The sequence below is a fragment of the Scrofimicrobium canadense genome (assembly GCF_009696615.1).
Taxonomy (GTDB): Bacteria; Actinomycetota; Actinomycetes; order Actinomycetales; family Actinomycetaceae; genus Scrofimicrobium; species Scrofimicrobium canadense.
Genome location: NZ_VULO01000001.1, coordinates 86,498 through 108,724, shown reverse-complemented (window position 1 = coordinate 108,724; position 22,227 = coordinate 86,498). Strand labels below are relative to the sequence as shown.

Annotated in this window: 25 protein-coding genes, 1 tRNA gene and 1 pseudogene; 9 read left to right on the top strand and 18 right to left on the bottom strand. The window is 53.1% G+C overall.

The genetic code is table 11. The features are described 5' to 3' along the window. Window positions 1-19: 19 nt before the first annotated feature. Window positions 20-445, bottom strand: a complete 426-nt coding sequence (locus FYJ24_RS00570) for a DUF1801 domain-containing protein (protein ID WP_206192405.1) — start codon at window positions 443-445, stop codon at window positions 20-22. A gap of 220 nt (window positions 446-665) precedes the next feature. On the opposite strand from FYJ24_RS00570, the gene FYJ24_RS12555 reads away from it, so the two are divergent. The 3 genes from FYJ24_RS12555 (at window position 666) to FYJ24_RS00560 (ending at window position 1,992) form a co-directional block, all read left to right on the top strand. Beyond that, window positions 666-1,010, top strand: coding sequence for an SAM-dependent methyltransferase (locus FYJ24_RS12555; protein WP_206192404.1), 345 nt, complete (start codon window positions 666-668; stop codon window positions 1,008-1,010). Between the two features lie 21 nt (window positions 1,011-1,031). Then, window positions 1,032-1,499, top strand: coding sequence for a hypothetical protein (locus FYJ24_RS12550; RefSeq protein ID WP_206192403.1), 468 nt, complete (start codon window positions 1,032-1,034; stop codon window positions 1,497-1,499). 274 nt (window positions 1,500-1,773) lie between these two features. Next, on the top strand, window positions 1,774-1,992 hold the full coding sequence (locus FYJ24_RS00560) for a hypothetical protein (protein ID WP_154542593.1): 219 nt from the start codon (window positions 1,774-1,776) through the stop codon (window positions 1,990-1,992). Between the two features lie 265 nt (window positions 1,993-2,257). Here FYJ24_RS00560 and FYJ24_RS00555 read toward each other — a convergent pair whose 3' ends face one another. The 11 genes and pseudogenes from FYJ24_RS00555 to FYJ24_RS13105 all read right to left on the bottom strand — a co-directional run bounded on the left by FYJ24_RS00555 (window position 2,258) and on the right by FYJ24_RS13105 (window position 8,662). Next, a complete protein-coding gene (locus tag FYJ24_RS00555) occupies window positions 2,258-2,467 on the bottom strand; it encodes a hypothetical protein (RefSeq protein ID WP_154542591.1) in 210 nt (69 codons plus the stop codon). A 9-nt stretch (window positions 2,468-2,476) separates the two neighbouring features. Continuing rightward, entirely contained in the window at window positions 2,477-3,745 is a 1,269-nt protein-coding gene (locus FYJ24_RS00550; RefSeq protein ID WP_154542589.1) for a type II toxin-antitoxin system HipA family toxin, read from the bottom strand. After that, window positions 3,742-4,035: a helix-turn-helix domain-containing protein gene (locus tag FYJ24_RS00545; protein ID WP_206192402.1), complete on the bottom strand. Its 294-nt coding sequence runs from the start codon at window positions 4,033-4,035 to the stop codon at window positions 3,742-3,744. The genes FYJ24_RS00550 and FYJ24_RS00545 overlap by 4 nt, the downstream gene beginning before the upstream one ends. Window positions 4,036-4,621: 586 nt before the next feature. Then, window positions 4,622-5,695, bottom strand: coding sequence for a PD-(D/E)XK nuclease family protein (locus tag FYJ24_RS00540; RefSeq protein ID WP_154542585.1), 1,074 nt, complete (start codon window positions 5,693-5,695; stop codon window positions 4,622-4,624). A gap of 218 nt (window positions 5,696-5,913) precedes the next feature. Beyond that, window positions 5,914-6,231, bottom strand: a complete 318-nt coding sequence (locus FYJ24_RS00535; RefSeq protein WP_154542583.1) for a hypothetical protein — start codon at window positions 6,229-6,231, stop codon at window positions 5,914-5,916. A 45-nt stretch (window positions 6,232-6,276) separates the two neighbouring features. Next, window positions 6,277-6,831 (bottom strand): hypothetical protein, encoded by a 555-nt coding sequence (locus FYJ24_RS00530; RefSeq protein ID WP_154542581.1) that lies wholly within the window; start codon window positions 6,829-6,831, stop codon window positions 6,277-6,279. Then, window positions 6,821-6,997: a hypothetical protein gene (locus tag FYJ24_RS00525; protein WP_154542579.1), complete on the bottom strand. Its 177-nt coding sequence runs from the start codon at window positions 6,995-6,997 to the stop codon at window positions 6,821-6,823. The genes FYJ24_RS00530 and FYJ24_RS00525 overlap by 11 nt, the downstream gene beginning before the upstream one ends. Beyond that, a pseudogene (locus tag FYJ24_RS13490) lies at window positions 6,975-7,217 on the bottom strand (ATP-binding cassette domain-containing protein); the annotation flags it as partial. The gene FYJ24_RS00525 and the pseudogene FYJ24_RS13490, both read right to left, overlap by 23 nt. A gap of 230 nt (window positions 7,218-7,447) precedes the next feature. Further along, on the bottom strand, window positions 7,448-7,783 hold the full coding sequence (locus tag FYJ24_RS00515; RefSeq protein ID WP_154542576.1) for a hypothetical protein: 336 nt from the start codon (window positions 7,781-7,783) through the stop codon (window positions 7,448-7,450). A 197-nt stretch (window positions 7,784-7,980) separates the two neighbouring features. Next, window positions 7,981-8,053 (bottom strand) — tRNA-Lys (locus FYJ24_RS00510). A gap of 477 nt (window positions 8,054-8,530) precedes the next feature. After that, on the bottom strand, window positions 8,531-8,662 hold the full coding sequence (locus tag FYJ24_RS13105) for a hypothetical protein (RefSeq protein WP_263970204.1): 132 nt from the start codon (window positions 8,660-8,662) through the stop codon (window positions 8,531-8,533). A 260-nt stretch (window positions 8,663-8,922) separates the two neighbouring features. Here FYJ24_RS13105 and FYJ24_RS00505 point away from each other — a divergent pair, with 260 nt between their 5' ends. From FYJ24_RS00505 to FYJ24_RS00485, 5 genes are all read left to right on the top strand, one after another. Further along, a complete protein-coding gene (locus tag FYJ24_RS00505) occupies window positions 8,923-9,543 on the top strand; it encodes a hypothetical protein (protein WP_154542574.1) in 621 nt (206 codons plus the stop codon). Between the two features lie 30 nt (window positions 9,544-9,573). Beyond that, window positions 9,574-11,895, top strand: coding sequence for an RNA degradosome polyphosphate kinase (locus FYJ24_RS00500; protein WP_154542572.1), 2,322 nt, complete (start codon window positions 9,574-9,576; stop codon window positions 11,893-11,895). A 19-nt stretch (window positions 11,896-11,914) separates the two neighbouring features. After that, complete coding sequence (locus tag FYJ24_RS00495) at window positions 11,915-12,943, top strand: NUDIX hydrolase (protein ID WP_318656402.1); 1,029 nt, start codon at window positions 11,915-11,917, stop codon at window positions 12,941-12,943. A 192-nt stretch (window positions 12,944-13,135) separates the two neighbouring features. After that, on the top strand, window positions 13,136-13,381 hold the full coding sequence (locus FYJ24_RS00490; protein WP_154542570.1) for a hypothetical protein: 246 nt from the start codon (window positions 13,136-13,138) through the stop codon (window positions 13,379-13,381). A 205-nt stretch (window positions 13,382-13,586) separates the two neighbouring features. Further along, window positions 13,587-14,513: an endonuclease domain-containing protein gene (locus FYJ24_RS00485; RefSeq protein WP_206192400.1), complete on the top strand. Its 927-nt coding sequence runs from the start codon at window positions 13,587-13,589 to the stop codon at window positions 14,511-14,513. A gap of 86 nt (window positions 14,514-14,599) precedes the next feature. Here the strand turns inward: FYJ24_RS00485 and FYJ24_RS00480 are convergent, their stop codons facing one another. Both FYJ24_RS00480 and FYJ24_RS00475 read right to left on the bottom strand, forming a co-directional pair. Further along, window positions 14,600-15,661: an inorganic phosphate transporter gene (locus FYJ24_RS00480; RefSeq protein WP_318656401.1), complete on the bottom strand. Its 1,062-nt coding sequence runs from the start codon at window positions 15,659-15,661 to the stop codon at window positions 14,600-14,602. Window positions 15,662-15,664: 3 nt separating this feature from the next. Continuing rightward, the gene (locus FYJ24_RS00475) at window positions 15,665-16,294 is read right to left on the bottom strand and encodes a DUF47 domain-containing protein (protein WP_318656400.1); all 630 of its coding nucleotides are present in this window, start codon (window positions 16,292-16,294) and stop codon (window positions 15,665-15,667) included. Window positions 16,295-16,455: 161 nt separating this feature from the next. On the opposite strand from FYJ24_RS00475, the gene FYJ24_RS00470 reads away from it, so the two are divergent. After that, complete coding sequence (locus FYJ24_RS00470; protein ID WP_154542567.1) at window positions 16,456-18,285, top strand: phosphoenolpyruvate carboxykinase (GTP); 1,830 nt, start codon at window positions 16,456-16,458, stop codon at window positions 18,283-18,285. Between the two features lie 132 nt (window positions 18,286-18,417). Here FYJ24_RS00470 and FYJ24_RS00465 read toward each other — a convergent pair whose 3' ends face one another. The 4 genes from FYJ24_RS00465 to FYJ24_RS00450 are packed head-to-tail and all read right to left on the bottom strand — an operon-like array spanning window position 18,418 to window position 22,141. Continuing rightward, a complete protein-coding gene (locus tag FYJ24_RS00465) occupies window positions 18,418-19,647 on the bottom strand; it encodes a multidrug effflux MFS transporter (RefSeq protein ID WP_154542565.1) in 1,230 nt (409 codons plus the stop codon). Window positions 19,648-19,683: 36 nt separating this feature from the next. Next, complete coding sequence (locus tag FYJ24_RS00460; protein ID WP_154542898.1) at window positions 19,684-20,268, bottom strand: DNA-3-methyladenine glycosylase; 585 nt, start codon at window positions 20,266-20,268, stop codon at window positions 19,684-19,686. After that, window positions 20,222-21,508, bottom strand: coding sequence for a homoserine dehydrogenase (locus tag FYJ24_RS00455; RefSeq protein WP_154542563.1), 1,287 nt, complete (start codon window positions 21,506-21,508; stop codon window positions 20,222-20,224). The genes FYJ24_RS00460 and FYJ24_RS00455 overlap by 47 nt, the downstream gene beginning before the upstream one ends. Window positions 21,509-21,565: 57 nt before the next feature. Next, on the bottom strand, window positions 21,566-22,141 hold the full coding sequence (locus FYJ24_RS00450; protein WP_206192398.1) for a 3'-5' exonuclease: 576 nt from the start codon (window positions 22,139-22,141) through the stop codon (window positions 21,566-21,568). Window positions 22,142-22,227 lie beyond the last annotated feature (86 nt).

The following is a 22,227-nucleotide window of genomic DNA, read 5'->3' as shown; positions in this document are numbered from 1 at the left end:
CACACTCGTCTTTCCACACTCAGCTGCTTGATTCGCCCAATGTCTCCGCAAGCGATGCATTCAGTAACTCCCGTAGCGCGTCGCGATCACATTTGCTGAGGCGAGTGATGTACAGGCACGCTTTACTTGCACGATGTGGACCCAACTTTTCAAGGATTTCTGGCCACTTTGTCGCAAAATCACTCACTAGGTACAAGGTGTGGTGTTTTGGTCCAGGAGCAAAAGCTAAAAGCGGTGAAATACCCGAATGCCCGCTGGGGTAGCGGTACGTGTATTCTCCAAATCCAAGGATCTTGCCAGCCCATACGACAGGTTCTTTCCCGCTGATACTTTGCAGCAAGTCTGAAAGTTCTTTGGCTTCTTCAAAGCGCTGTCCCGTGGCGCGTTGCAGCACCAGGTCGACCGGAAGATCTGAGGGCACCATAGCTGGTTGGGAACTTGCCACAATAACATTCTGACACGGGATCTTGAGATTCACCATTGCCAGCATCAGGGACCGAAGAAACACATGGTGCTCCTACAATGCGAGCACCCACGCCTTCGAAGTAGAAGCGACACAAGGGGCAAAACACTCGTGATATCCCATACTCCATATTGTCCTGAATGAGCTTTTACATCCCAGCCGCAGTGATACGGCCAACTATTGCGCTAGGTTCAGGAGAATCATGACAACGCCGCACCGCCCAAAACCTTTTTGCACATTTACCACGCCCGCCATGTGGAACGACCCTCATATCTCAGCCCACATGTTAGCCAACCATCTCGATCCGGATTCTTCATTGGCATCACGATCACATAGTTTTATTGACCAGTCCGCCGAATGGATCATCTCTTTGCTTCGACTTTGTTCGGGCGATCATGTACTCGATTTAGGGTGTGGTCCAGGACTCTATGCGTGCCGACTGGCCCGGAAAGGCATATCGATGACGGGAATCGACGTATCCGCTCGCTCCCTTGATCATGCAAGAGCAGTAGCAGTGCGGGAAGGTCTTCCGGCAACCTTTGTCTAGGGAAGTTACCTTGACTTCGATTTGGACCAGGATTTTGACGCAGCAATTTTGATCTATGAAGATTACTGCGCGTTGAGTCCTGGACAACGAGCAAACCTGCTGGGCCGCATCACCGCGTCTCTTAAGAACGGCGGTCATTTTCTCTTTGACGTGACTGCGTCACCGAGATTTAGCGACTTCTCTGACGCAATAGTTGAGACGAAGAATCTTATGGGGGGCTTCTGGAGTGCCGCGCCCTACCACGGACGCCTGGAAACTTGGACTTATCCAGACCTTCGCCTCGTTCTGGAAAAATACACCATCATCACAAGATCAGACGCCCGCGAGTACTACAACTGGCCCCAGTGCCTCTCTTGGGAGCAAGTGACACAGGAGCTGTCCGAAGCTGGCTTGGCTGTGAGCGGACTGTTCAATGACGTCACCGGATCGCCATATGATCCGAGGTCTACCATCTTTGCTGTACTTGCCCACAAGCACGTAGAGAAATGACAAGAAAGCTCAAGCTGGTGGATTGGTACGCGAAACGAATTCGCAACTTTCGTCTCGTGGGATTCTCAATCTCGTCAATAACTGCCCCGGCAAATTTTTCCCCACTGGTGGCAGATTTTTCGTCAGCATCAGACAAGGTAACATCACCAGATGTCCGGTAGTGTCCAATCTCGGAATCTCGCTCTACTTATGGTCTGACTCCGAGCTAGTCTCAAAAGCGTACTTTCGGTCTTGTGTCGCCCTGGAGACACTTGCAAAGACCTCCGATGAAATCGTGAGAGCATCGTCATGCTCAAGAAAGAAGGTCCCATGGCTTTGGCGCGCTGCAGTCACCGCAAATCCAGAACAGATTATTAATGAATTTGCTTCCCCTGCAACTGCCGTGGTCGAGCTGCTAGCCGAAAACAGTGAAGACGGTACTAACTGCCTAGCGCGGGGAATACGAGGCTGGTGGGACGGTGAAGGATTTTCGCGCGGGCTCATCTCCGCCTAGCGCGAGGAATACCGGGTGAGATAGTGCCCCCACAGCCCGAGGTACGGCTCATCCCCGCCTAGCGCGGGGAATACTCTGATTGGGCTGGTGTTATTTCGCCTTTGTCCGGCTCATCCCCGCATAGCGCGGGGAATACTCATGAGCACACTCATGCCGATCATTGGGCAGGGGCTCATCCCCGCATAGCGCGGGGAATACTTGTCCACCAGGGACTACACAACCACATCTAGCATATCTAATTCAGTTTCATCCAGGTTCCACACTTTCAAGCACGTTTCTCGCTGAGAGCATCGGCAACCACGTTCTCGGTAGCTGCAGAAGTCAATCTACTGTTTCCTATAGACGATTTCCACGTACGCGCAGCAGTAAAATATCTACCCCCTCCCATACCAGTTTTATCAAGAGTGTTGACTGGATCGAACACTGCGCCATTCTCCCCCGCATGAGACAAACTAGTTACGACCATCAGCCGCATCGAAAATCTCTAAAATTGCACCTTGTTCCTAACGCTAGAGGCAATCCGTCCCTTCAAAGTTGTTACCATCGAGGAATGCCCCCACTGAGTTAGCACATCGTCGACTACCTGCGCGCTAACCTCGGGAAGAGTTCCTGCCAACCGATCAATCTCCTGAGATAGCCAGGCCGGATCAACTCCAAGTACGTTCGCATCAGCCAGCCAATCCTGACGTGTAATCTGATCAGCTTGATATTTTCCATTAACACTCATCGACAGCGAAGAAGGCGCGGTAGCGAAGGGAAGAAAACTATTGATGTCGTATAGTGGGGCCAGGCGGACATGGGGACCACTGAGCAAGAAAGAATAGTTCCTGGCATGCGCGTCGGTTCCCTCGACGAGCCAGTTGAAAATCAGTGCCTGCACGAATCGTCGGTTATCTTCTTCCTTTGGCCCAGTAGAGTATCTACTAATCAGTGAGGAAACGGCCGCAGCGCTCGGGCCGCCTTGCTCCTCGTATTTTTTTCGAGGCGACAGTGCCATCGCTTGACACATATCTTCTTGGTGCACCCGAAGAACTTCTGAACCATGACCCACCCGATCGTACCGCCGCACAACGAGCGCGCGCTTACCAGCGAACTCCTGCACTTGAGTGTTGGCAACAAGAAGCCCCGCTCGCTTCGCAATCAGCATCGTTGCGTGCTCGACCAAATCCTGATCTTCAAACTGAGGAATGCGCGGCTTGAGAATATGCGTCGAGGGCAGACTTCCAGCAGGATCACTCCATTCTCCGTCCGAGAAATGGAGAGCAATCTTCGCTTGCGCCCCTGTCAAAGAGAACTTCCCGTACCGAGATGGTGTTGGAAAAGTAAGAGTTCGCTGGAGCGACTGCTGCAGCATTTGAGCAATCTCCCGTTCTGTCAAAGGATTTTTCGTTGCAGGTCGAGACAGAAACATATCAACCTCGCCCGGACGGACAAACTGAACGGCTCCGGCAACGTCTTCGCCGACGTACTTGAGCAGCGAAAAGGCACTTTCGTCGGGGACTTTTAGTTGCCGTCTCCAGCTAGCCAGCGTCTGAGGATTGTCGGGCAAGAGTCCTTCCAACCAAGGACGGACTGTTTTTTCTCTGTGCCTACGCATACTGATTGGCATCGACAATGAGAGTGGCGTCTGGTCAGGTTCTAGACCAGGCGCATAAAGCAAGCGAAACCTCTGTACGCTTGTCCGTTCGATCTCACCTAGCACCCGCCCGCCCATGACTGCGATCAGTAGATTTTCTTCCTGCCGAAAGCTCATAGGCGGTATCCCGCTAGAAGCTCATCAAGGTCAACCACAGGTAACGCTACAGCTACCTCTTGTGAAGGCTCCCTCTCCAGCGACACAGTGACAGACAAGGCATTGGCTACCCGCATAACCATGTCCAAGGGAGCTCCAGGTTTACGACCGCCTTCAAACTGATTGAGCCAGGGGCGCCCCACCGCAGCAGCTTCTGCCACCTCAGTCTGAGTGAGTCCTAAGCGAAGCCGCTCTTCCCGAAGAGCCGGACCTAAATCTTCTGCTCTAACAACGGCCACAACTGTATCCATTCGACAACAATACATTTGTTGCCGTTTGGCGACAACCTAAAAGTCGTCAAACGGCAACACCAAGTTTAAACAACCTCTGCATACGGCACGGACCCCTCCTATGCGGAAGTAGACCGTAGCCACACTACCTACACCCATGCACACCACACCGTCTGCGGACCGGACTTGATCACATTAAAATCTGGAGTGACATGGCCAGCAACGCAACCACGACTAATTTGAAAACCACGGCAATGCGTTACCTAAGTAGAAAAGATAAGCGACCTAGATTCAAGAAAGACAGCACCGCGGCAGAAAGAAGACTTTTGTAACTTTTAAGGGCGATCGTGCGAGCCAGCGGCTGCACCTACCGGCAGTTGTATATTCGCAATCACGAACTTTCCTCTTTAGCTCTGAAATGCAATCAATGAAACGTCCAACTTCACCCATCGCGAGTAGCGGTTTTGAGACTATATATCTACAGATTCACAAGTATCACCATCTTTCTGGATTCACCTCCAAAGCATTCACTACCAGCCCTCGAACTTGTTACAGCAGATACCTCCATGTACTACCCAATTAGCATCGCCTAGATACCCTAGACTCATCACTCAGAGTGCAGCATCGCTAATGCTTGAGAAACAAACGAAATAGAGACAGTTTCATCGTCGGCAAACAAGGAACTAGTCAGTGTTTCTGTCTTCTCAGTCGTCTTTCCGATCGGGTGCACGTAAACGTAAGCCATGGGATTCGCGAAATTAAGTGAAGACTTGAGCTCTACAACCCACCCTTCTTCGGGAAGCTCAAAATAGAGCCAAAAGTCGTCTCCCGTCCTGCCGGGTCGTGAGGGTACTTCTACTGTCTTCCCTCGTATTCTCAGTTCTTCCGCGATCGGATCAACCAAATCTGTCAGTCGGCGTTTGATGATCGCCTCTGCTTGCTGTTGACGTTGAAAGAACGCTTCGATCTCTGCTTCATTATCTCTGTTGAAAGCCCTCCACTCAGTAACAAGCCTGTCATCATCGCTGAGGTTTCTCATCTCTGTCCCTTTCGTGCGTACCTCCATAAACTGCTGCAGAAGTTCCAAGCTCCGTCGCTGGTTTATGTCAACCGGAGCCATTGCCATCTGTGTCAAGCCCTCTGCGGCGCGGATCTTTCCAACCAATTCCGCATATGTTATCGATTTCGAGACCCAATTATTCAGCTTGGGGTCCTCGTGCTGCCGGTATTCCGGAGCAAGCACGACCAGAACGATATCCTCGTACTCTTCTGACAAGGCGCGACGGACATAGTTGTCAATCGGGTTATTGAACACATGGCCAATCTTGTTCTCAACAATGACGGCGAGGTTTAGCTCTTCGTTCGTAACGTAGAGATCTATGTACTGAACTTGCGTACCAAGTTTCCATCCACTTGCCCCCATGGCTGTGGTTGCGTCAAAATGCTCCGTTCTTGTGCCATTGGCATCAATGAATGGCGCTCCATCTATCAGTTCAAGAAACGCATCAAGTACAAGAGTTCCCATACCATGGACCTCTTCTGGGTCCATCAGAAATTTCAAAACCATATCGACTCTGGTCTCTAAATGTCCTTCTCTGAGGATCTCAAATACATTGATTGGCCGCTCAGGAACGAGAGGGGCAACAGGTATCTGGTGTAGAAAATCCGTCCTTAGATCCATGTCTTAGTAATTCTCCCGTCGTCAGCACTGGTAACTCTCTATTCAGAATACTCCAGACAATGAGACGTAGCTGCGACACTTGCGAGAGCGTGGTGCCGATGTTTTAGCATCACTACCAAGGCAGAACTCCGAAATACCAAGCAACAAGAATCAATCGGCTGCATATTCGGCTAAGAATCACACCGCACCACCAGATATATTCTCCTTATTGTTTGCTTTCACGAGTATTCATGAGTTGAAGCAATATTGCCATTGAGGTCGCGCGTGGTCGTGCGCCAGGTTCCTGCTGTGAGTGCGATTCCAGCCCAGGCGAGGACCGCGGTGAGGGCGACTAGTGGGATTGTGGAGCCACCTAGTTTCATGACGGCTCCGATGGTGGTTCCTCGGGGTGCCAGTGTGCTGGCTGTGATGGGTAGCGCCGCCGCGTAGATTGGGAATTCTCCATTGACTATTCGCAGGACTGCCGTGGCGATCGGCTCGATCATGGAGAGTGCAAAAATGACAATGAGCGTGAGGATTTGGCTGCGCAATAGCAACGCAAGTCCCAGTCCTATTAGTCCTAGCGCGTTGAGTGTGATGATTCAGCGACCCCATACAGGGAGCATTTCGACAAAAGATATGTGGAGGGACGCTCCGGGTGTCAGCGCGATGGAAGCATAGAGGACGATCACGGAGATTGCGATAAGGAATGCGTTAATGCTAATCATGATTGCGAGTGTCGCTTTGGCTTTATCTTCCACAAGCCGCAATCTTTTGGGTCTGATCAGCGCGGACGGCACAATACCCGCATGCTGAAAGTCAGATGTCGCAATGAAAGCTCCAATCAGTAGTGCGCAGAGAATCGCGAAGGACGGTGCGCCGCTGCCGCCGAGTGGCCCACCGTTGACGATGTCGACCAGGGAGAGCTGGTAGGCGGGATCGGCGAGGTTTAGAAGATCAAGTAGTCCGTCGAAGCGGCCACTGTCGGCATCTGTGAGGTGAAGTCCTGGGTTGGCGCGTTGCAGTTCGATAAGCCAGTTGGTGAGCGCCGGAATGAGAGAGGACAGGGCCAGGACTGTCGTACTGCCAACAACCGTAATCGCTAGCAGCACCCTACCCAAGCGCAGTGTACGAACTTTGGTGATTTCATGCCGCATGGTGATGCTCCTTGTGGCTCGGCCCTGTGGCGTTGAGATAGAAGTCTTCAAGAGTTCCGGCGTGTGTGAACTCTTCGACTGTTCCAGTGGCTATGAGTTTTCCGTGATTTATGACGATGATGTCATCGCATGTTTGCTCGACCTCACCGAGGATATGGGATGCCATGATGATTGTTCCCCCCGGCACTTGCGAAATCGCGCAGGGACGTGCGCAGCCAATGTATGCCCTCTGGGTCTAACCCGTTGGTGGGTTCATCCAGAATCAAAATTCGGGGCTGGCCCAGAAAGGCGGCTGCGAGGCTCAGGCGCTGTTTCATGCCGAGTGAGTAAGCCTTGGCCTTTCGGCCAGCAGCATCTCGCAATCCCACAGAATCCAAAACCTCATCAACGCGGCCTTTATCTACTCCAGCACTTTGACACGCTCAGACATGATGCTTCTATGTGAATTAGAAGCCAACGATGAGTCATCAAACGTTTCCACTAATACCCACAAAACAATCGAGTAGCCAGGCGGGTTTGCGTGATACCGTCCAGAAACCAACAATGAACAAACCTACCGGCGCTAAGAGCGCGGAAGCTTGCAATCACTGCCACGACCCGATGAAACACCGCCCAGTCAGTGAAACAGCAAAGACGGCAAAAATGCCGATACGACCGCTACACCTGACAACAAAAAAGCCCACCCAAAAAGTACTCTCAACCTACCGTGTGCCACGTCCTTCACAAACATCGTGGCCGCTACACCTAACAACACCAACGAAATCAGCCAGCCAAACCGGCTCCATATCGGCCCGAAAATCACAATAAACCCATATGTCACCGGAGGATCAGCACTGATGTCCGCACTGCCCAATGCAAACAAGATCAAAAATGGAACCGCTATCAGCATGACACTCAGAACGCACACCACTGACGCCAATATCCTATAAAACCTTACGCGCCGATCATTCATGCCGGCCCCCCCTTTATGTAAGTTCAATGATCTCAGTTATCCCCTCAATAATCTCAAATTCTTCACTACGGCCAAGGATAAGCTGGCGTTAGGCATTCGCAACTAAATCAGGTAGCAACAAAAGATATTCATTATTTGGAGACACTGAGACTGTCCTGGCGACAAAAATGCCCCGGCTTTCGCCGAGGCATTGTCTGTAGGCCCAGCGGGGCTCGAACCCGCGACCCACGGATTAAAAGTCCGTTGCTCTACCAGCTGAGCTATAGGCCCAAAAACATCTTAGAGGATCAATAGCCTCTGATGGAAACTCCAGAGCCTTCAGGTGACGCACCTCGCTATGGTCTAGCCCACGTTCACTTAGTGATGCAGAGTCGGGCTGTGATTCCGACTTTGAGTTTTTGGCGGGGTAGGCTTTCCGGTTTCTTTTTTATTCCCACGTACGGGGTCATGAAACTGTGCACTGGGTGGTATGCGGTCCCGGCAGGCACCACATCGCCGCGGATGCGGTGATGCGAGTGTCTAGTTGTTCACTCACAGGGCTCCCACAGGGATCATGGAGTTCATTGTGCACATCGAGCTTGCCGGTGCACATCGGCACCGCCCATACGCGAAACGCAAAAGACCAGTAAAGCCCAAGCTCCAAAGAACCGACCGCCATTCCACCTAACAGTTCAATCCTCCGACCACTATCGACATAGCAAGAAGCCCCCTATCAGTAGACAGGGGGCTTCTCTAACGCGGTTTCGCTTAGGACTGCGTGGTCTCAGACTGAGTGGTCTCCGACTGGGTTCCCTCATCGGCCTTCTTGTCAGACGAGCAAGCAACCAGTGAGACGGTCAGAAGAGCAGCAGTTCCACATGCAATAAGTTTCTTTTTCATGTCACTAACACTAGAGGGTGTCCATGACAAGGCGGAACGCCGTTATCATTTAGCAACCTTAGCTTTTCCATTCCGTAACAAAACGAGCACATTTTTGTAACGGCGGTCACAAATCTTCCCCGCGTTTCAGCGTATTTTCCACGATGCGGACAACCGCACTGCATTCTCAGTCACGTTACTTCCCGCGACAGTTTCTCTCCCCTATGGTTGCCACGTCCCATGCGCGGTACCCTAAATATACTGAGAGAAAAGGAAAACCCATGAGTGAACGTCGGTTTCGAAGGCCCGCCATGTTGGATCCCGAAGAGGCTGAAGAGATAGTCGGGGATGCTGATCCTGCTGGCGACGCCGAGGTAGCGCACACATCAGCCTGGGCACTTTTGGGGGTACCTGGTGAAGATTTCGACGAAGAACACGTTGCTAGACTGCGAGAGACAGTTCGCGCTCAAGGAGTCGACATTGTTGCAGCACTGTGGGACAAGTCGCCAGCATTCACTCTTCCAGGAGCCCTCTGGCGTCTTTATCTATTGTGGCAGTGGAACCAGATCAATCCCGACATCGTTGCAGCCCGGTTTGCAGAAGGTATTGAAGTTCTCCAAAAACAAGACCGACCTGTCCCTGAACCTCTAGACCAGACGATGAGAGCGGTCGGCGGCGTGTTGGCCGGATATGCAACTGAAGATGACTTGGCACCAGTCCTTACGTCTGCAGCAACGGCAATGCGAGTGATGGCAACAGGCATCACCTACGGACCTGAGTGGATTTTGGAGGATCGTCACCAACTAGCGCATCCAGTTACGCGCAGACCGCAAGCTCTGTTAGAAACTGCTTCAGAGTTAGAACAGAGTGCCTCCCTTGCCGTCACGGGCACCCTCGACTGACAATCACAACCTTCACGAGACAAGGTCGAGATGACACCTGATACCCCCACCTCCCCGGAATCAGAAGACACACCGGTATTAGAAACAGCTCTCGGAGAGGAAATGTTTCTAACTGCCGAAGCACAGCTTGCTGCTTTGGCCGGAGATGAATCGCAAGATGCCGAAGACATCGGCTTCGAAATGCCCCCCGTGCTTGGCCGCCCATTGGACGCCTCGGCACCTATGGGGGAAGACCTGCCGTTGCCGCAGGGGCGCTTCGCCGATCGTGAGCTTTCTTGGCTGGCTTTCAACGAAAGAGTCCTTGAGCAATCCGAGGATCCGTCTCTGCCACTTTTAGAGAGACTGTGGTTCTCCGCTATTTTCAGCTCGAACCTGGACGAGTTTTTCATGGTGAGGGTAGCTGGCCTCAAGCGGCGCATTGCAGCGGGAATAGCCAAGTCCTCTGCATCTGGACTCGCTCCTCGAGAGTTATTGGAGCTCATCGCGTCTCGCACTAGAGAACTCACCACACGCCAAGCGGCAGATTTCCTTGATGACCTGCTACCTCAACTTGGCGATGCTGGAATCCACCTGTGCGGGTGGGACGATCTGAACGAGGTGCAACAGGGCCATCTCACCGACTATTTTCGCTCCCGAGTCTTCCCGGTCCTCACCCCGTTAGCAGTTGATCCAAGTCACCCGTTTCCTTATATTTCAGGGCTTTCTCTCAATCTCGCAGTGGTTGTCACCAACCCAGCAACCGGTAAACAGCACTTCGCACGCATCAAAGTCCCTGAGACCCTGCCGCGCATGATCAGTGTTGAGTCTCCTGAACCCTCAAAAGCTACGGAACCTTTTGTTCGCCGTGATGGCGGAACCCAGTTCATTACCATCGAATCACTCATCAAGGCCCATCTTGGTGAGCTGTTCCCCGGGGTGGCGATCCAAGAGGCGCACACGTTCCGCATTACCCGCAATGAAGATCTTGAAGTCGAGGAAGACGACGCTGAAAACCTCCTCACTGCCATGGAAGAGGAACTTCTACGTCGACGCTTTGGCGCAGTTGTTCGCTTGGAGGTGGCCGATACCATCACTCCGTTTGTCCTCAAGTTTCTCATCGAGCGTCTTGAGATCACACCGCAGGATGTGTATCAGCTTCCAGCACCATTGGATTACACAGCCTTCAATGAGCTCCATGACCTAGACCTTCCCCATTTGAAGTATCCACCTTTTGTGCCGGTTACCGCCGCCGGTCTTTCCGAGGTGGAGTCTTCCAAGCCGGGCGATATTTTTGCGTCGATGCGCAATCACGATGTACTTCTCCATCATCCCTACGATTCGTTTGCAACGTCAGTTCAGCAGTTCATTTCACAGGCTGCTCGCGACCCCCACGTGGTCGCAATTAAACAGACTCTCTATAGAACATCAGGTGACTCCCCCATCGTGTCGTCCCTGATTGAGGCAGCAACTTCCGGAAAACAGGTCGTTGCCATTGTTGAGATCAAAGCTCGTTTTGACGAGGAGGCGAATATCTCGTGGGCGCGGAAGCTCGAACGCGCCGGAGTCCACGTCGTCTATGGAGTGTTGGGGCTAAAAACTCACTGCAAACTTTCCCTCGTTGTGCGCGAAGAAACCCATCGCCTACGCCACTACGCCCACATCGGAACTGGAAATTACCATCCGCGTACCGCGCGCGGATACGAGGACCTAGGTCTACTGACTTCCAATGAGGAAGTCACCCGCGACGTGGCGCAGCTGTTCAATCAGCTGTCGGGATACGCCCCCCGTTCCACTTTCAAGCGTCTTTTGGTGGCACCTACATCAATTCGCACCGGGCTAATTGAGCGCATTGAAAATCAAGTGGCCCGCAAGCGCGCCGGGTTGGATGCCTGGATTGGCATTAAGGTCAATTCGATTGTGGACGAGGCGACTATTGATGCGCTCTATCGCGCCTCTCAGGCGGGTGTACCTGTCGACATCGTGGTCCGTGGTATCTGTGCACTTCGCGCTGGAGTTAAAGGACTTAGTGAAAATATACGGGTTCGCTCGATTTTGGGACGGTATTTGGAGCATTCTCGCATTTATGCTTTTGGTATTCCTGGAGATGGCGTGGAAACATGGATTGGTTCAGCCGATCTCATGCATCGCAACCTTGACCGTCGCGTCGAAGCTCTAGTACGCATTACAGATCCGGAGCAAGTTGATTTCCTTGTGTCACTCATCAAGAGTGGAGTATCTCCCCGAGTATCATCGTGGCATCTACGCAAGGGCGGCTCGTGGAAACGACATACTGTTGATAAGTCGGGCAATCCGTTGATCGATCTGCAGACAGTACTGATGCAGGACGCTTCCGCGCGTGTCGTGGGTCGGTGAATACGACTAGGCTAAGATCGTGACTCCTCGACCGAATGCTTTTCCTCAGCGCCTGGTTCGCGCAGCTGGCGCACTCGTATGGCGCCCCATTGGAGATGCAGCCGATCTGCCCGTTGGCGCCCCTATGGAACCCAGTGATTTCCAGGTTCTTATGGTGCACCGTCCCCGATATAAGGATTGGGCTTGGCCTAAGGGGAAAGCTGAGCTTAATGAGCCGATGGCGCAGGCGGCAGTTCGCGAGGTCGAAGAAGAAGCTGGAGTGGCAGTTGCATTGAAAGCCCCACTCACGTCTCAGCGATACCGTTTAGGTTCGGGTCATACTAAAGAGGTTCGCTATTGGGTGGGCGAACTTTTGGATCATAATTCTGCTGCTTTTGCGGCTCGCCCACCGGTGGTGCCCGCGTCGAAACGGGAAATCGATGTTGTCCAGTGGGCCAAGCCCGCTAAGGCTAGACAGATGTTGACGAGGCGTGGCGACCGACGCCTCCTCAACGAAGTAGTTGCCCGCGCGGCGCGCGGTGAATTGCGAACCTCGACGGTGGCCCTTTTGCGTCACGGCAAGGCTGTCGGGCGCAGTTCGTGGGAAGGCACGGAGAAGGACCGGAGGCTTACCCGTCTTGGTGTTTCCCAGGCACTCGATGTGGTCAGTTCGCTGTCAGCTTTTGGAATCGAGCAGGTCGTGTCCAGCCCGTGGGAGAGGTGTCGGCAGACAGTCGCGCCCTACACCGATCTTTCGCATGCTCCGCTCACTTTTGATGAGGCGCTCACTGAGGAGTCTATAGAGGTGGATAGTGCGCAAGCTTCAGAACTTGTCAGGAAAATCTTGGCCGATCCTGCAGCCAGTACGGCCATTTGTTTGCACAGGCCTGGCCTTGCTGCTTTGCTAGAGCCCCTTATTGAAGCATCTGCAGCGAAGAATCTGCCTGCTTGTACTCCCGCACATTTAAGTACGGCAGAAATGTACGTAGCTCATATTGCACATGCGGACAGCCCGCGCGTCCTGGACATTGAAAAGCACGGTACTTTTACAAAACTTGCCCTACATTAGATGCCTCGGGACGCAGTTAAACGCTGGCTGACTCAAACCTGACCGTGAGAATTTATAGTGGTTACATATGGGTTCCCGCATCAAACAGGTCGCTCGCTAGAAGTCAAGTGCCCCATGGAAGTGCACAAAAGTCGAAGAAGTCGTGACTACTATCAGAAATATCGAGAGATTGAGAATGCATGGTGAACACGTTTGGGATCCCCACGCGTAGTCACCAACGCGGATTTTGCTGACAGTCCAACGACGGGAACAAATGATGAGGAAACAGACAATGATGTGCCTGCTGGCCGCGACGGCATTGGGCCTCTCAGCATGCGGTGCGGGGACTCACAAAGTGGCGGTGCCAGTTCACCAGAGGAATGTCCCACATCAAAACTCACCGATGCGCTCAAAGCAGCGTCCTTAGAGCCAGTCACGGCACTTCGGGGTGGCGCATAACCGCCCCCCCCAACTCGTCACCTGCGCTCCCAACCCCTCAGCTGCGTGTTATGTGTCTGTTATGTATTTCAAGAGGTCGCAAAAATCCAGCACCTGACGAGGTGATACACAGAGAGCCTTTTCCACAAACAGCTTGTGGGTCGTTTTCCACAGGTTCCATATGCGCCCATTGGCGTGTTTACATCAGTCCGGCAGTATTGGGCGCATGTCTAGAAGGCCCCTCCCAAACGAGCTTCGAGATGCTTTCACAGTGGCGGAAGCTAACGCGCATGGCGTGTCGTCCAGTAGGTTGCGCGCCGCTGATCCGGTGCTTCCCACATCTGGTATCAGAGCAACCACGACAGCGGATCCACTCGAAGTATTGCGAGCATTCCTCAAGACCCAACCTCCGTGGGTTTGTATAGCCGGAACAACCGCGGCAGCGCTATATGAGCTACCACTCCCCTCACGTATTAGATCCCTCGATGGCAAAATGCTCGATAGGATTACGGTTGCGGTTCCCCATGATCGACCACAAGTACAGCGCAAAGGATTTGTCTGCGCCCGACGAGAGTTCAAGGCTGGTGAGGTGCAGGTATTCCGGGGAGTACGTGTCACGTCGCCCCTGCGAACGTGGCACGACATTTCTGCGATGCTCAAAGAACACGAATTTCTTGCGGTGAGCGATGTACTGTTGCGTTCTTGGGCCAGCCGTGAAGAGATGCAGCAGTGGAATGATGCTCATCCCAACACCAAAGGAGCGCGCCTTCGTAAACTTGTGGTGCCCCTCGCTGATGGCGGAGCAGAGTCTCCCCAAGAGTCAGTATTGCGCTGGCACCTCATCAAGGCAGGTCTTCCCAGACCCGAATGTAACCCCCGCATCGCCCTTCCTGGCGGTATGGTAGTACGCCCCGATCTGCTATTTCGGGATGCATTGCTCGTAGTCGAATATCACGGCATCTACCACTATTCCACGCCCGACCAGGGCCGAAAAGATGAGCAACGACGTCGGCGCCTCGAGGCCGCGGGGTTTACCGTGATTGTCGTAGTCAATCGCGATTTTCAGCACATTTCAAGTGTGATTCAGCAGGTCAGAACCTGTCTTGCTGAAGATACAAAACGTACTTTAGATAAAGGTGTTCGTTTTCTCTAGCTTCGATGACTGTCAGCTGCGTGTTATGTGTCTGTTATGGCCGGGGTCGGGTCGCAAAAATCCAGCACCTGGCGGAGGAGAGCCCTCTAGACGGGGATAATCGCGTGGAATATGAAGAAAATGAGAGAGGCAACGCCTGCAGCCATCGGCAAAGTTAGGAACCATGCAATGACGATATTTCCCGCCACGTTCCAGCGCACGGCTGACCAACGTTTCGTAGCTCCTGCACCCAGGATTGCCGCAGTGATGGTTTGGGTTGTCGAAATAGGGGCGTGCATGCCAAAGGCAGCAATATAGAGCACTCCTGCAGAAACGGATTCTGCGACAAAGCCCCGGGCCGGATCCAAATCAATGATCTTGCGACCTAGGGTCTTCATAATGCGCCAGCCACCAGAGTAGGTACCAAGAGAAATAGCCCCGGCCGCAGCAAGTTTCACCCACAGTGGAATGGTCATGTCGCCGGTAACCGGGTCAAAAATATTGTGGGTTTCCCCATATCCGCCAGCCAAAAGAGCCATAACGATAACACCCATGGTTTTTTGTGCATCTTGGAGACCATGGCCCAATGCCATAGCTGCGGCAGAAACGGTCTGGGCGTAACGAAAACGTTTCATCGTGCGGTGATATGGCATATTTACCATTGCCATCATAATGAGTTTCATGATGAGAAAGGCCAGTGCGAAACCAATCACCGGGGAGAGAAACATGGGGATGATGACGTGTTGCATGATGCCCCACCACTGAACCTGAGTAGCTGATGCCAGACCAGCTCCAACCAATCCGCCGATCAAGGCGTGAGAGGACGAAGAAGGCATACCGAACCACCAGGTGATGTAGTTCCAGGTGACCGCGCCCACCAGCGCGGAAAGGACAATTATTAGCCCGACTCTTTGAACGCTGACGTCATCAGCCATTGAGTACTGCTCAATGTTGATAATGCCTTCACCAATTGTCTTCGCCACTTCAGTGCCTAAAAGTGCACCAATGACGTTCATAACCGCGGCCATGAGGAGAGCAATACGAGGCGTCAAAGCTCGCGTAGAAACAGACGTTGCGATCGCGTTGGCCGCGTCGTGAAAGCCATTCGTGTAATCGAAAAGCAATGCAATAGCAATGACAACTACGACGAGGAAGACATTGAAGTCCACGGCCTAGCTTTCCTTTACTGCAATGCTCTCGACAGTATTGGCTAAATCTTCAAATGCGTCGGTGCATTTTTCGAGCACTTCCACAATATCTTTGAGCTTGATGATGGTGACCGGGTCAAGCCCAGTGTCAAAGAGATGTTTCAGTGTCTTGCGGTATGCCTTGTCACCGTCATTCTCTAGCCTATTGATCTCAACCCAGTAGTCACGCAGATCCTGCGGTCTCTTCAGTTTCGGCATATTCTCGGCGGTAAGCTTCGCACATTTGGTGAGAACATCAATCTGACGACTGAGCAGTCCATCAACCGGTTCTGGAATGTTGTCGACTTGGTAGAGGACCAGAAGATCCCCTGCCTCATCAAACAGGTCCATGCAGTCGTCAAGCGCCGATGCGAGATCGGAAAGATCTTCGCGGTCAAACGGCGTAATAAATGACTGATTCAGTTTGTTGATGAGCTGGTGATTTAGCTCATCTCCAGTGTTTTCGATTTCGTGAAGGCGTTTACGCAGTGCTTTGCGTTCATCTTCTGGTGCACTAAAGAGCGTGCGCAAAAGATCAACACCAATCACTAACTGATCCGCTTGCGAAGTCAGCAAGTCAAAGAAGGAAGGGCCCTTCGAACTATTAAATCCCACGGTTCACTCCGAGGCTAGGTATCCGAGCAACTACAGCGTAAAGCAATTACCCCAGAAGAAGAAAACGGGCGTACCAGGGACCAAGCTCCTGTGCAATTGCCACACAAATAGGGGATGATAGAAGAGCTGGTTTTATCAAGACCTCAGGAGGCAAGCAACTAATGTCCGTGACTGAAAAAGACGTGCGCGCGGCCGCGCCGTCCAATACTCCCGAAGATGTCATTACGTGGGTTTCGGAAATCGCCGCACTCACCAAGCCTGAACGGGTTGAGTTCACCGACGGATCTGATGCCGAGTGGGACCGCTTGACTTCAGAAATGGTCGAGTCGGGAATGTTCACTCGTCTGAACGAAGAGAAGCGTCCTAATAGCTTCTTGGCACGTTCTCTTCCCTCAGATGTGGCACGCGTAGAGTCGCGTACCTACATCTGCTGCGAAAACCCAGAGGACGCGGGCCCAACCAACAACTGGGCCGATCCTGCCGAAATGAAGAAGATTCTTCACGAAAAGTTCGATGGTTCCATGAAGGGACGTACCATGTACGTTATTCCCTTCTCGATGGGCCCCGTCGGCGGTCCGATCTCACAACTAGGCATTGAGATTTCTGACTCCCCATACGTTGTGACCAATATGCGCATCATGACCCGCATGGGCAAAGCTGCCATGGACCTTATTGCCGAAGGCAAGCCTTGGGTACCTGCAGTTCACTCGGTTGGCGCTCCTCTCGAAGAGGGCGAAGAAGATACCGTATGGCCATGCAACGAAGAGAAGTACATCACACACTTCCCCGAGACCAACGAAATCTGGTCGTACGGCTCCGGATATGGCGGCAACGCCCTACTAGGCAAGAAGTGCTTCGCGCTTCGCATCGCCTCGACCATGGCTCGTCGCGATGGCTGGATGGCAGAGCACATGCTGATTCTGCGTCTGACCTCTGAGAAGACAGGCAAGCAGTACCACGTGACTGCGGCCTTCCCATCAGCTTGCGGAAAGACCAACCTTGCAATGCTTCAACCCACAATCGACGGCTACGTCGTCGAAACTGTTGGCGACGATATTGCATGGATGCGTCCGGGACCTGATGGCCGTCTCTACGCCATCAACCCAGAGGCTGGTTTCTTCGGTGTTGCACCCGGCACCTCATACGATACCAACCCCATGGCAATGGAAACTCTCCGCGCCAACACCATCTTCACCAACGTCGCGTTGACCGACGATGGTGATGTCTGGTGGGAGGGCATGACCAAAGAGCCACCAGCCCACCTGATTGACTGGCGCGGTAATGACTGGACTCCTGAGTCCGGTGAACTAGCTGCTCACCCGAACAGCCGCTTCACTGAGCCCGCGTGGCAGTGCCCCATTATCTGTCCAGATTGGGAAGCTCCTCAGGGCGTGCCCGTTGATGCGATCCTCTTCGGTGGACGTCGCGCTTCGAACGTTCCTCTCGTTGCAGAGGCATATGACCGTGACCATGGGGTATTCATTGGCGCAACAGTTGCTTCCGAGCAGACTGCTGCAGCTGAAGGTTCCGTCGGCGCTCTGCGTCATGACCCCTTCGCCATGCTTCCCTTCTGCGGCTACAACATGGCTGATTACTGGGGCCACTGGCTGGAAATGGGTGACAAGCTGGGAGACAAGTTCCCGGTTGTCTACCAGGTCAACTGGTTCCGCAAGAGCCCCGACGGCAAGTTCTTGTGGCCAGGATACGGCGATAACAGCCGCGTACTGGACTGGATCGTGCGTCGCCGCGCAGGTGAGGTCGAAGCTATTGATGGCATCACCGGTCGTTACCCCAAGTTCGAGGACTTCAACATTGAAGGACTTGAGGACTTCGGCAAGGAAGAGTGGGATCAGCTGTACGACATTGACCCCAAGGCGTGGGCTGAAGAAGCCGACAAGTCTGAAGAGTACTTCAAGCAGTTCGGTGATCACCTCCCTGAGCGCGTCAGCGCCCAGCTAGACAAACTGCGTGAGCGCATCGCTAACGCATGATTCCAAGTGGGCGCATCAACACACAGTTGGTGCGCCCACACTGAATCACTTTCATTTCCCTTAAACCGTCTAGGCTTGGGAAACTGTAATGGGTGAAGAGCATTCCGCTCTTCACCCATTAGCTTTTAAGTGCTAAGCCAGGACGTCGACTTTCGGCGGTCGCACGATTGTCCACAGGACAATGCAGGAGCCGGTAGCTGCCAGAAGTATCATCCCTCCCATAGGAACGGCATTTGTAATCCCAAACAGCCCGATGATCGGTGAAAGTAGTCCTGCAACACCAAAGTTCACGGCGCCCACCAATGACGCTGCAGTTCCAGCTTCTTCACCGTGTTGTGCCAGGGCGAGGATCTGCACCGACGGGAATGTGAAACCGCAACTGGCAATGTAGAACCAGAGAGGGATAGCAACACCCCAGAATCCAAAGCCAGCCACGTCAAAGATGATGATCAATATCGAAAAAGTGATTTGGGCAGCAGTAGTACCAGCAAGGATCCACTGTGGCTGAACCAAGCCTAGGTGCATCAGTCGTGATGCTGTTTGTACGCCAATAATCACGCCAACGGAGTTCACTGCGAAAAGTAGACCATACCCTTGAGCACTCATGTGATAGACATCTTGGAAAAGGAATGGAGACGTCGAGAGATACGCGAAAAGACCTGTGAAGTTCAGTCCCGCCATAATAAGTGCTCCCACATAAACACGATCTGTGAAGAGCGACCTATAGCGCTGCAACAGGGGTTTACGGGTTTCTTGACGCTTTTCTCTTGGAAGAGTCTCAACGATAAAAATGCTTACCGCAATACTGACGAAAGCTCCATAGCCAGCAAGTGCCCAGAAGATGCCGTGCCAGTCCATGAAAGCCAGCAGCTGAGAGCCTAAAACTGGAGCAATCACTGGAGCCAGGCCGTTGACTAACGCCATCCGGCTGAGCATTTTAACTAGCGGTCTACCGCCGAAAAGGTCACGCACCATCGCCTGGGCCACAACGCCTGAAGCCGCCGCACCAAAACCCATTGCCACTCGGAAAATACCTAGCAGGACGATTGAGGGAGCTAGGGCTGCGCCAACGGACGCACCGATGTGGAGAAAAGCTGAAACAACTAGGGGTACTTTTCGGCCGATCTTGTCTGATAGCGGACCCACCAATAGTTGGCCGATTGCAAAACCAATCATGGTCCCAGTCAAAGTAAGTTGAACATCGGCCTCGGATACCGCAAATTGCTGCTGTATTGCTGGCAACGCAGGCAGGTACATATCAATAGTGAATGGACCTAATGCCGTGAGTGCTCCAAGTACCAGAATGTAGGTGAGTTTTTGGCGGCTACTCAAACTGTCACCGAGGTTGTGAGGCGTTGACATGGTTCTAGTCTGAGCCCGCGGCCTTACTTCAACAAATCACTTGCGAGTGGGCTGTCCCACAAACCGCCAAAGTTCATCTTTGCAACGGGTTGCATAGTCGATTCCAATGCGAGGTGTCGCCTCTATCGGCATGTCTTCAATTCGCTCGCTAATATACAGGTCACCGCAGGTGATATCGCGCCCAGAGTCTGTCCGAGTAATCCCAAAAGCCTGGCATAGTTTCCCGGGCCCATCCGCAAGCGGGTGTCGTCCCCGGCGCTCACGCATGAGGTCCACTCCGCTGAGCGGCTCAACAGCCCGGATCAGCACTGCTTCACCTTCGCCTTCGGTCACGACGTTGAGGCAGTTCCACATTCCGTAGATGAGATAGACATATGAGTACCCGGCTGGCCCGAAGAGCACTTCTGTTCGAGGTGTCCGCCCCTTAGCACTATGTGCAGCATCGTCATTTGGTCCCAGGTAACCTTCGGTCTCAGTAATAACACCACTGAGTGCACCGTAGTGGAGCACGCAGCCAATAAGGCTGCGTGCCACCTGGAGAGTATCCCGCTGGTAGAAGGACCTAAGAAGGGGTTTAGGCAACGACACGACGTATTGCACTAAGAACTTCCCGCACGGCATCAGAATCACGCAACGCACTTATGACAGCCTGCTGTGATCCTTCCGTTGCAGGGTGCGTCGTGAGGGTAAGAACGCATGTTCCATCTGGTCCTGGTTGCGATTGGGCGACTGCTTGAATAGATACTCCGCTAGCCGCAATAAGGGATGCAACTTCTGCTAGAACACCGACTCGATCTTCGACTCGTAACCGCAGTTGGAAACTCGTGACGGCATCAGAAGCGGGAAGAACCGGTAGTTTTGCATAGGTTGACTCACGGGGAGCATTTCCTCCGTGCACTTTGTGCGAGGCGGCAGCAACCACATCCGATAGTACAGCGGAGGCAGTTGGCGCTCCCCCTGCGCCCTGACCGTAAAACATGAGGCGTCCGGCTGCCTCTCCTTCCACCACAACCGCGTTGAAGGCTCCGTCGACACTGGCCAATGGGTGATCTTGGGGCACCAGAGCCGGATGCACGCGCACGGAAATGCCGTTGTCTCCTCTCTCCGCGATAGCAAGAAGCTTGACAACCTGTCCGCTGCGGGACGCCTCGTCGATATCTTCAGCGGTAATCGCAGTAATACCTTCTACTGCAACATCATCAATGCCCACCCGTGTGTGGAAAGCAAGCGAGGCTAATATTGCGCATTTAGCGGCAGCATCGAGCCCTTCGACATCTGCTGTAGGGTCAGCCTCCGCATATCCGCGTTCCTGGGCGATCGCTAGCGCATCACCATAAGACAACCCTTGAGAGGTCATTGCGTCAAGAATGAAGTTAGTTGTTCCGTTGACGATTCCTAGAACTTGGCTGATCTGATCGCCTGCCAGGGATTCCCGCAAACCATAAACGACTGGTATTGCACCCGCGACGGCTGCCTCATAGTAGAGATCAGCACCACTTGCAGCCGCCGCCTCGTACAACTCAGGTCCATGGGCGGCCAGAAGAGCTTTATTCCCGGTTACCACCGATGTGCCTTGTCGCAAAGCATCGAGCACGAAAGTTCGGGCAGGTTCAATCCCGCCGATGAGCTCAACAACCAAGTCGGCACTGTTGATCGCCGAGGTTGCGTCGGTCGTGAGAAGCTCGCGTGCAATGGGAGTATCACGGGGGGCATCGAGGTTCCGGACCACTACAGAGGCAACTTCGAGGGGCGCGCCTGCCCTGGCTGCGAACTCCGCAGACTGCTCTGAAAGCAAACGAATAACTTGCGATCCAACTGTCCCTGCACCTAAGACTGCCACCTGTAAAGGTTGTTGGGCCATTGTTTGCTCCTTGAGTTGTTGCCTCGATCTAATGACATTGCCAAAACCTCGTTCATTCTATCTTTTCGAGGCGGTGCGTGACCGTGGTGTCATTCCTACGGGATTTCCAAATTCTTGCACTGAATGAATTCCGCTACGTCGAGATAGTTCGATGCCGATGAGGGCGCATGCTTGAGCATCGGCAGTCGCGTCGTGGTGGGAGAAGTCTGGCAAGTCTAAGGCTTTAGCAACCAGTGGTAGTTTGTGCGACGGAAGAGCAAGAAGTCTACGAGCTAGTTTTACCGTGCAATAGAAGGGTGGCTCTGGGTCATGCAGCCCGGTCAGAGCACAGGCTGCTTTCCATACTGAACGATCAAAGGCAGCATTGTGGGCGACAAGCGCATCGGGACCGACGAAATCGAGTAGGTCTGGCCAGAGAACGGGCCATCGTGGGGCATCAATCACGTGTTCTGGCCGAATACCATGGATGGAAATATTGAAGGAGCTAAAACCGCCGCTGTCAGGAGGGTTCACCAGCGACGTGAAGGTATCCACGACCGCCCCATCCTTTACTTTAACTGCGCCAACAGCACAGACTGATCCTCGAGTCCCGTTAGCAGTCTCAAAATCAATGGCGGTGAAATTCAACGACATTTTTCCTCCCCCACAACAGTACAGTGCGCCAGAGAATTCATGGAATCTCCTCCATGGAGGTTGCGCGAGATATTCCCACGTGTCTT